The 9,164-nt window shown below is 66.1% G+C and carries 9 protein-coding genes; 6 read left to right on the top strand and 3 right to left on the bottom strand.

Features of this window, described 5'->3' with window-relative positions; all coding sequences use genetic code 11:
• Positions 1-8: 8 nt before the first annotated feature.
• Positions 9-1,607, bottom strand: a complete 1,599-nt coding sequence (locus RZ1_RS25050; protein WP_072815266.1) for an MFS transporter — start codon at positions 1,605-1,607, stop codon at positions 9-11.
• Positions 1,608-2,131: 524 nt separating this feature from the next.
• Here RZ1_RS25050 and RZ1_RS25055 point away from each other — a divergent pair.
• Positions 2,132-3,517, top strand: a complete 1,386-nt coding sequence (locus tag RZ1_RS25055) for an aromatic ring-hydroxylating oxygenase subunit alpha (protein ID WP_072815268.1) — start codon at positions 2,132-2,134, stop codon at positions 3,515-3,517.
• Between the two features lie 75 nt (positions 3,518-3,592).
• Here RZ1_RS25055 and RZ1_RS25060 read toward each other — a convergent pair whose 3' ends face one another.
• Positions 3,593-3,928 (bottom strand): hypothetical protein, encoded by a 336-nt coding sequence (locus RZ1_RS25060; protein WP_238071838.1) that lies wholly within the window; start codon positions 3,926-3,928, stop codon positions 3,593-3,595.
• Positions 3,929-4,040: 112 nt separating this feature from the next.
• On the opposite strand from RZ1_RS25060, the gene RZ1_RS25065 reads away from it, so the two are divergent.
• The 5 genes from RZ1_RS25065 (at position 4,041) to RZ1_RS25085 (ending at position 8,170) form a co-directional block, all read left to right on the top strand.
• Positions 4,041-4,511, top strand: coding sequence for a hypothetical protein (locus RZ1_RS25065; RefSeq protein ID WP_072815269.1), 471 nt, complete (start codon positions 4,041-4,043; stop codon positions 4,509-4,511).
• A gap of 64 nt (positions 4,512-4,575) precedes the next feature.
• Positions 4,576-5,115 (top strand): hypothetical protein, encoded by a 540-nt coding sequence (locus RZ1_RS25070; protein ID WP_072815271.1) that lies wholly within the window; start codon positions 4,576-4,578, stop codon positions 5,113-5,115.
• A gap of 121 nt (positions 5,116-5,236) precedes the next feature.
• Entirely contained in the window at positions 5,237-6,046 is an 810-nt protein-coding gene (locus tag RZ1_RS25075; protein WP_072815273.1) for a TauD/TfdA dioxygenase family protein, read from the top strand.
• Positions 6,043-6,747: an SDR family NAD(P)-dependent oxidoreductase gene (locus RZ1_RS25080; RefSeq protein ID WP_072815288.1), complete on the top strand. Its 705-nt coding sequence runs from the start codon at positions 6,043-6,045 to the stop codon at positions 6,745-6,747. Before RZ1_RS25075 ends, RZ1_RS25080 begins: the two co-directional genes overlap by 4 nt.
• 22 nt (positions 6,748-6,769) lie before the next feature.
• Complete coding sequence (locus tag RZ1_RS25085) at positions 6,770-8,170, top strand: ABC transporter substrate-binding protein (RefSeq protein ID WP_238071837.1); 1,401 nt, start codon at positions 6,770-6,772, stop codon at positions 8,168-8,170.
• A gap of 87 nt (positions 8,171-8,257) precedes the next feature.
• Here the strand turns inward: RZ1_RS25085 and RZ1_RS25090 are convergent.
• Positions 8,258-9,164, bottom strand: a 907-nt coding sequence (locus RZ1_RS25090) for an RNA-guided endonuclease InsQ/TnpB family protein (RefSeq protein WP_072815277.1), incomplete at its 5' end; no start/stop codon positions are given.

A 9,164-nucleotide genomic window follows, 5' to 3' on the forward strand; every position in this document is an offset into this window, starting at 1 on the left:
CGGCCGGATCAGAGCGGTGCAGCACCCTTCGGCGCGGCAGCCGGCGGCCCGTCCGCACGTACCATGCGGAACGAGTTCGCCAAACCGAGCAGTGCCGCGCCGAGCGGGACGAGCAACGCGATCTGCAGAGCGATCGGGCGTGCGTCGGTGTTGATCCGGACGACCTCGTCGCGGATCACTGGCGGCTGACCGGCGAGCAACTCCTCGAGCTGGGTGTTGCTCATGACCTCCGCGTCCTCCTCGAGGACCTGGGCGACGCGTTGCTGCTCGGCGGGCGGCAGCACATCGCTCGACTCCGCCATCGACGTGAACGTGATGGACAGGGTCGCGAGCAGGATGGCGCCGGCGAACGCCAGTCCGAACGACAGGCCGAAGGACCCGGCTGCCGAGTTGGTTCCGGCCGCTTCGCTGACCCGTTCCTCCGTGATCGGCGCGAGCGTGTAGTTGTTCAGCTGCGAGACCAGCAGGCCCAGACCCGAGCCGGCGATCGCGAGGGGAAGCAGCAGACCCCATCCGAAGTCGGCGCGCGGCACGATCGGAATCAGGACCACGATCCCGATCGTGACGAGCAGAAATCCCCACCTGATGACAGCTCCCGGTCGACGGTCGCCGAGCTTCCTGCCTGCGACCAGTGCGACGACGAACATGCTGAGAGAGAGCGGGGCGAGGGACAGGCCCGCCTGCATGGCGTTGTACTCGAGCACCATCTGCAGGTAGATCGGCAGCGCGATCATGATGCCGCCGAGGGCGATCTGCTGGAGCATCTGTCCGGTGATGCCGAGCCGGAAGACCTTCGACCGGAACAGATCCGGATCGAGCAGTGGGGTCGAACCGGCGCGTGTGCGTCGCACCAGCCAGAAGGCGAGGCCGGCGAGTGCGGCCACGCCGATCACCAGCAACCCTGCGACCGCTTCGCCGCCTTCCTGCCAGACCAGGATGCCCAGCACGATGCCGCCCATGCCGAGCACGGACAGGAGTGCACCGACCCCGTCGACACCGCGGGATCCGGTGTAGGGCACGTCGCGGACGAGTCCGATACCGGAGAGCACAACGGCGATGATCACCACCTCGAGCACGAACGCGAGGCGCCAGGACAGGTAGGTGGTGATGAATCCGCCGAGCAGCGGTCCGACGGCCGCGGCTATCGCGGCGGCCGCGCCGACGAGTGCGTAGACCTTCTTCTGCGCGTCCCCTTCGAAGTTGCCGTGGATCAGGGATTGCATCGCCGGCAGCAGCAGCGACGCCCCGATCCCGCCGACGACGGCCCAGAACACGATCACCGCGGTCAGGCTCTGCGCGAGGGCCATCGCCGCGGCGCCCGTCGCATAACCGAGCAACCCCAGCACGTAGGCGCGTCGGCGGCCGATGAGGTCGCCGATCTTGCTGCCGATGAGGATGAATGCGGCGGATACCAGTGCCTCGAGCGCGATCGCCGATTGCACACCGCTGACCGTCGTGTCGAGATCGCGCACCACCGACGAGATCGACACATTCATCAGCGAGGTATCCACCACGAGGACGAACATCGCCATCGCAAGCAGAATCGCGAGCAATTCCGGGTGGCCGGATTGTTGATCGGAACCGCGGGTAATCGACTCGTCGGTCATGGCAGTCCACCGTTTCCGCCCTCGTGAACTTATCCGCACAGCGTGTGCGGCATCCACCGCTGGATTCAGAGGGTACGCGCCTGCGCACCGCCCCGACCGGATTCGCGTGCAAATCGGCCGTCCGTCCGCTGCGCGATCGCGGCGCATCGACCCGGATATCCATGTGACCCACACCCATTGACACCATCGATTGTGGCGTGCATCATAAGTAATCAATCAAGTGATTAATTTGTTCGGGGCCGGTCGACACCATCGACCGTGGGGGCACAACGAGCCGAACCGTGGCTGCGCTTTCTCCTCACCGGCCCCGGAGGTCCGGTCCCGCACCGGAAGACGGTCGCGCCACCAGATTCACCACCCTCCCGCGAGACCCGGGAGGTACCGCGGCGTGTCCGCGCCCCCGGAACCACCCCTGCATGCTCGTCCGCTCGAACAGTCAAGAGCCAAGAGCCACATTACTTTCGGATCTTCACATCGACAGCCCGCGTTTCACGACATCGTCGACGACGAGAAGGAGCGAGATCATGAGTTCCACGCAGCCCCTGACGGATCCGGTACGGCCGGCGCGGCCCGGCGAGTGGGTCGACACCGGTTTCGGCCTGGCCGACATCGGCCACGACAGGTTCTCCCTGCGCATCAGCACCGACCGCTACACCTCCCGCGACTTCGCCGAGCGTGAGCGGGAATCGATCTGGATGAAGGTGTGGCAGGTCGCCGGCCGTGTCGACGAGCTGCCCGAGGTCGGCGACTGGAAGGTCTTCGAGATCTACGACCAGTCGTTCATCCTCGTCCGCGGCAAGGACGACCGGATCCGTGGCTTCGTCAACGCCTGCCGCCACCGCGGCAACCCCCTGTGCACCGGCAAGGGCAACACGCAGCGGTTCATGTGCCAGTACCACCTGTGGTCCTACGATCTCGAGGGCAAGCTGCGCGGTGTCCTGCGCGAGCGGGTGCTCGGCCCGATCGACAAGGACGACAACTCGCTCATCCCCGCCTCCGTCGACACCTTCGCCGGATTCATCTTCGTCAACCCCGACCCGAATGCCGAGCCACTGGCCGACTACCTCGGCCCCGAGGTCGCCGAGATGTTGGCGCCCTACCGGCTCGACGAGATGGTCACGGTGATGGACGTCCGCGAAAAGCTGGACTGCAACTGGAAAGTCGTCGTCGATGCCTTCTCCGAGGGCTACCACATCAACGGCATCCACCCGGAACTGCTGAAGGTGATCAACATCGACCCCAGCACGAGCCGTCACCGCTTCATGGACGAGCACTGCGTCTCGGTGGCCCCGTTCGAGGTCGCCGGGGTAAACACGTACGGCCCCGAAGAGCAGGTCCAGGGAATTCGCGAACTTCCCGGCACCTTCCCGACCGTCACCGCCGTCCTGCCCCGATTCGAAGAACTGGTCGACGGATACCGCACCGAGGGCGTCCTCGAATTCCCGGAGGGGGTGACGGTCCGCACCCTCCTGCAGCAGGCCACCCGCGACACCCTGACCGGCCAAGGCCTGGATGTCAGCGGCCTCACCGACGCGCAGATGAGCGACAACCACGGCTGGGTGCTCTTCCCGAACTTCTTCATGACGATCCGGGCCGGGGAAGCCACCGTCATCCTCGCGCTCCCCGATCCGGACGGTGACCCGAACCGCTGCGTCTGGCACATCAGCAGCTACATGTGGCTACCCCCGGAGGTCCGGGGCAGCTTCCAGGTCGAGCCGGTCCGGGTTGAGGAACCGGGCAGCTTCCAGTACTTCCTGGCGCTCCAGCAGGACTACGAGCAGATGCCGCGCCAGCAGCGCGGCCTCCGCAACAAGGGCCTCGACCACATGACGCTGGTCAAGGAAGAGATCGTCATCGCCCACTTCCACGCTGCCGTCGACCGCTACCTCGCGGCCGCCGCGACTTCGTGACCACCGACCACCGACCACCGACCGAAAGAGACTTCTCTTAACGCCCCTCCTGCCCGAAGGCAGGGGATTCCCGACTCAGACGGCAACCGCCACCACCCGGAAGGAGGTGATCCGCTTGAAGCCAGGCCGGCCCCGGCCTTTGACCGTGAACGAGGCATCCAATGCCTGCGCGTAGGTGCGCAGCATCTGCTGCTGAGCGACCTGGGAACCATCCCGCAGCCACGACGAGCGGGCCCGGGTGGCGGTCAGCTGCTTGCTCAGTTTCGCGAACGTCGGCTTCGCGCCGGTCCCGGATCGGTGGACCGCTTCGTTCCACAGGAACCGGCAGCGATGCCACTCCTCGATCAGGGCGCGTTCGGCGGTGGCACCCGGCCGCAACCGGTAGTTGTAGCGCACCACCTCGGTCCCCATGCCCGGCACGCTAACCGACACCACCGACAAGGTTTACCCGACACCACATACCGGAAGGAGGACGGCGCTTGCGCTCCCTCGTGAACAAGGGAGTATCCGCGCCGAACATCAGATGACCGTGACACAGGTCGAGGACATCCTCGACGACCACACCGGGCACGCCCGCCGGGTCCTCGAATACAGCCTCGTCACCAAGCGCCTGGTCGACGAGGCGAAGCAGCCCGGTTTCACAATTGACAGCTGGGCACCCCTGGCCGAACTGGTGGCGGTCGACGAGTTCGAACGCGTGGGGAACTTCAAAGAAGTGATGGACTGGTCCGGATACGTGGAGTTCCTGACGAATTGGGCGAAGTCCTCCGAATGGGAGTGCACCTTCAAACGCATCACCGAGACCGCCGGCGTGGTGTTCCTCGAACTCGAAGAGCGCAGCCGCATCGGCGATTTCAGCAGTGTCGTCAACTCGGTGTCGGTGTACGAATTCGACGACACCGGCCACATCCGGCACATCGACGTCTATCTGCAGATGGCGCTGCCCGAGACCGGGATGCTCGGCAGCTACGACAACGTGAACATCTCGGAGTGACCGTCCGTCCCACTCCCCCACCGCATCGAATCCCCAGCACGAGAATCACATCGAGAGGATCCGGATGAACAACGAGCAGCGCATCGCCCAGCATCGTCGCCTCGCCGAGAGCTACCGCAACGCGTACCTGCGCCAGGGCGTGCAGGACGGCCAGGAGTACACCGACGACAACGGCCACGAAGCCTGGAAATTCGCTCCCGACGCAATCTACACCTCCCCGTACTTCACCGGTGAGGAAGTCATCCTCATGAGCGAGGCCGTCGTCGACACCGCGAAAGCCGCGACGATGGAGGCGAAGGCGTACTCGCTCGTGTTCCCCGACTGGAAGCCGACGAGCTTCAAGTACTGGCCCGCCGAGAACGGCGTCGTCTGGAAGACCCGCTGGCAGGGCACCACCGTCGACGGCACGACAATGGGCTTCTACAGCTACAGCTTCCTCGAGACCAACGAGGACGGCGAGATCACCCGCTGGGAGACCCACGTCAACGACGAGTACACCCCGTTCCTCCAGGTCGCGATCGGGGCGAGCGGACCGTTCCACGGCACCACCGCCTACATCGACGCGCTTCACCGCTGCCTCGACAAAGCCGGCGTGTCCTTGTGACCTGACGGCCCGGCGGCCCGATGGTGTTCGAAAGCCGCCGGGCCGCCCTTGCTGATCGGACCAAAAATCCGTTTGTGACACAACCGATTCCGTGTTTCCACGAGACACGAAAGGATTCCTCATGCTCGAGACCACAGCGCTCGCTTCATCGTTCGGCATCGAAGTGACCGGGGTCGACGACCTGAACGACGACGCGGTGACCGCGCGGTTGACCGAAGCCCTGAAGTGGCGTGGTGTGCTGCTTTTCCGCGGGCTGAACCTCGACGACGAGGCCCAGCTCGCGTTCGCCCGCAGACTGGGCACGCCGGTCCAGCCGCTCCCCGGCCAGGAGATCATGACGGTCTCCCTCGACCCGGCCGTCACCCGGTCGGCCGAGTACCTGAAGGGCACCTTCAGCTGGCACATCGACGACACCACCAACGACATCCCGGCCAAGGCGACGGTGCTCACCTGTCGCCATGTCGCCGCCGTCGGCGGCGGCACCGAGTTCGCGAGCACCTACGCCGCGTACGAGAACCTGCCCGAGGCCGAACGCAAGCGCTACGAGGGCCTGCGGGTGCTACACAGTTTCGAGGCCGCCCAGCGCACCGTCTACCCCGACCCCACCGACGAACAGGTCGCCCGCTGGCGCCATCTGCCCACCCACGAATCCTCGCTGGTCTGGGAACGCCGCGACGGCCGCAAGTCCCTCGTCGTCGGCGCCACCGCCGATCACATCGTCGGTATGGAACCGCACGAGAGCCGGGCTCTCCTCGACGAACTGCAGGCGTGGACCACGCAGGAACGCTTCTGCTACACCCACGACTGGGAGGCGGGCGACATGGTCGTGTGGGACAACACCGGCATGCTGCACCGAGCTCTCCCCTACGACCCGTCGTCCGAGCGTCTCATGCGACGCATCACGATTGCCGGGGACGAAGCATGGACGTGAGAACTGCGGTCGTCACGGGAGGCGGCTCGGGAATCGGCAAGGCCGTCGCGCAACGCCTGCGCAAGGACGGCCACCGGGTGGCGGTTCTCGATCTGAAGCCGAACGATGCGGAGTACGAATACCGGGTCGACGTCACCGACCGCGCACAGATCGACGAAGCGCTCGACGAGATCCGGCAGGAACTCGGCCCGGTCACGATCCTCGTGAACGGCGCCGGGCTCGAGGTGTACAAGCGGTTCGTCAACCTCGAGTTCGCCGACTGGCAGCGCGCGATCGACGTCAACCTGAACAGTGTCTTCCATTGCACCCACGCGGCGCTGCCGGACATGCTCTCCGCGGGGTGGGGGCGGATCGTGAACATCTCCTCCTCCAGCACCCATTCGGGTCAGCCGTTCATGTCGCCTTACGTCGCGGCCAAATCCGCCGTCAACGGCCTGACGAAATCCCTGGCGCTCGAATACGGCCCGAACGGCATCACCGTCAACGCCGTGCCGCCGGGCTTCGTCGACACCCCGATGCTGCGCAGGACCGAGGAGAAGGGACTGCTCGGCGGCACGATCGAGGAACACATCCAGCGCACCCCGGTCCGCCGTGCCGGTCGTCCCGAGGACATCGCAGCAGCCTGCTCGTTCCTGGTGTCGGAGGAAGCCGGCTACATCACCGGGCAGATCCTCGGCGTCAACGGCGGCCGGAACACCTGAGGCTCGGCAGAGGAAAAGACACGTGAAACGACAACAGCATTTCCTTGCCGGGCGGCGACGCGTGGCCGTAGCCGTGGCCGCGGTCGCACTGGTGGTCGCCGGCTGTGGCGGCCGGACCGGCACCGAAACCGAGGGCACCACGTCCGGGCAGGGCGGGTCGTCGACGGTCTCCGCGGACTTCGGTGACCTCACCGGCATCTGCCAGGACGGCGACGCCTCCACCGCCACCACGCAGGGCGTGACCGCCGAACAGATCGAGGTCGGCGTCTTCACCGACATGGGATTCACGAAAAACTCCGAATTTGTCGACGCAGCAAAGGTGTTCACCTCCTGGTGCAACGACAACGGCGGCATCAACGGACGCACCCTCGTCGCCAACACCCGCGACGCGAAACTCATGGAACCCCGCCAGCGCATGATCGAGGCGTGCCGCGAGGACTTCGCCCTCGTCGGCGGCGGCGCCGGGCTCGACGCCCTCGGCGTCAAGGAACGCCTCAGCTGCCTGCTGCCCAGCTTCCCCGCCCAGGCCGTGCAGGAACGCTCCGCCGGCGCCGACCTCGAGATCAGTGCCTCACCGGCGAAGATTCCCGGATACGACAACTACGCCGGGTTCCGCACCTGGGCCGTGAACGAGGCCTACCCCGAGTCGAAGGCCGCGGTTGGGATGATCAACGGTGACTCGGCGGTCACCAAGGTCATAGAGCAGATGACCCTCGAGACTCTCGACGCGATCGGAGCCACGGTCGTCTACAACGAGCTGTACCCGGCGATGGGCGTCTCGGACTGGACGCCCTACGCTCAGGCGATCAAGAGCAAGGGCGTCAAGGGCCTGATCTTCATGGGGACCTGGGAACAGCTGGCCAAGCTCGAGGACGTCCTGACCAACATGGACTACAAGCTCGACTGGATCGACCCCAACAACAACGCCTACAACGCCCAGTTCATCGAGTTGCTCGGCCGTTCCGCCGACTTCCAGAACAACATCGTCGACCTCAGCGGCGTGGCCCCGCTCGACAGCGACGAGGCCGCCGTCGAACAACTGAAGGCGCTGTACGCGAAGTACGCACCCGACGCGCAGATCACGCTCCCGGCGATGCGCGCCTGGTCCTCGTGGTTGCTGTTCGCCAAATCCGCCGCCGCCTGCGGCGACGACCTGACCCGAAAGTGCCTCTACGACACGGCCCGGCAGGAGACCGCCTGGACCGGTGGCGGCCTCCACGCCGCCAACGACCTGCAGAATCCCATCCCGCCGCAGCCCTGTTTCAACGTCGAGCAAGCCACCGCTGACGGCTGGGAGGCGGCCGATTTCAACCCCGACAGCGGCCTGTACCGGTGCGACATCCCCGCCCGGAAGTACACCGCCGACTTCGGGGTGCCGATGACCCTCGCCGAGGTCGGCAAGACCATGGACGACGTGCATTGACGTCCTCCCCGGCCTGAAGGCCGAGGATTCCTACCAGCGCCGGCGGCGCTCTCGGTGGGTTCCTGTTTCATCGAATCGTGCTCCCCGCTAGGCGGGCAGGCTTACCGTCTCTCCGCAGGCGTTTAGCCTCTCCGCCCGTCCGGCGGCGAGAATGTTCCGTGCAGCATTCAGATCCCGATCGTGGACCGCCCCACACGGGCACGTCCAGGTGCGGACCGACAACGGCTTCTTCCCGTCCACCCGCCCGCAGTCCGAGCAGGTTTGGGTCGACGGGAAGAACCTGTCCACCTTCCCGAACACCCGCCCGTACCGGGCGGCTTTCTCCTCGAGCATCCGGGTGAACATGCCCCACCCGGCGTCGTGCACCGACTTCGCCAACCGTGTCCGCGCCAGCCCGGTGACACACAGGTCCTCGACATAGATCGCTTGGTTCTCGCGGATCAGCGTCGTGGAGTGTTTGTGCGCCCAGTCCGTGCGGGCATCGGACACCCGGGCATGAGCCTTGGCGACTTCGATGCGGGCCTTGGCCCGGTTCCTGCTGCCTTTCTGCTTGCGGGACAGGTTCTGCTGCGCCCTGCGCAGTCGGCGTTCGGCACGGCGGAAGAACCTCGGCGACTCGATGACCGTGCCGTCCGAGAGCACCGCGAACGTGCTGAGCCCCAGATCGATCCCGACCTCGGTGTCGAGTTCCGGCAACGGCTCGTCGGTGGTGACGACCACGAACGAGGCGAAGTACCGTCCGGACGCGTCCTTGACGATCGTCACCGACGACGGCTCCGACGGCAGATCCCGGGACCAGGCGAGTTTCACATCGCCGATCTTCGGCAGCCGCAACATGCGGCCGTCGGTGACGGCGAAGCGGGCGTTGCGGGTGAACCGGATCGCCTGCCGGTTGTCGCGGCGGGACCGGAACCGCGGCGCCCCGACCCTGCGACCCCGGCGCTTGCCGGTCAGCGAGGCGAAGAAATTACGGTAGGCGGTGTTCGCGTCCGCG

It is taken from the genome of Rhodococcus zopfii NBRC 100606 = JCM 9919 (assembly GCF_001895025.1).
Classification (GTDB): Bacteria; Actinomycetota; Actinomycetes; order Mycobacteriales; family Mycobacteriaceae; genus Rhodococcus; species Rhodococcus zopfii.

Excerpts from the sequence above, each read along its gene's own strand:
- RZ1_RS25075 (WP_072815273.1), top strand. The coding sequence starts at position 5,237 with ATGCTCGAGACCACAGCGCTCGCTTCATCGTTCGGCATCGAAGTGACC.
- RZ1_RS25055 (WP_072815268.1), top strand. The coding sequence starts at position 2,132 with ATGAGTTCCACGCAGCCCCTGACGGATCCGGTACGGCCGGCGCGGCCC.
- RZ1_RS25065 (WP_072815269.1), top strand. The coding sequence starts at position 4,041 with ATGACCGTGACACAGGTCGAGGACATCCTCGACGACCACACCGGGCAC.
- RZ1_RS25070 (WP_072815271.1), top strand. The coding sequence starts at position 4,576 with ATGAACAACGAGCAGCGCATCGCCCAGCATCGTCGCCTCGCCGAGAGC.
- RZ1_RS25060 (WP_238071838.1), bottom strand. The coding sequence starts at position 3,928 with ATGGGGACCGAGGTGGTGCGCTACAACTACCGGTTGCGGCCGGGTGCC.
- RZ1_RS25050 (WP_072815266.1), bottom strand. The coding sequence starts at position 1,607 with ATGACCGACGAGTCGATTACCCGCGGTTCCGATCAACAATCCGGCCAC.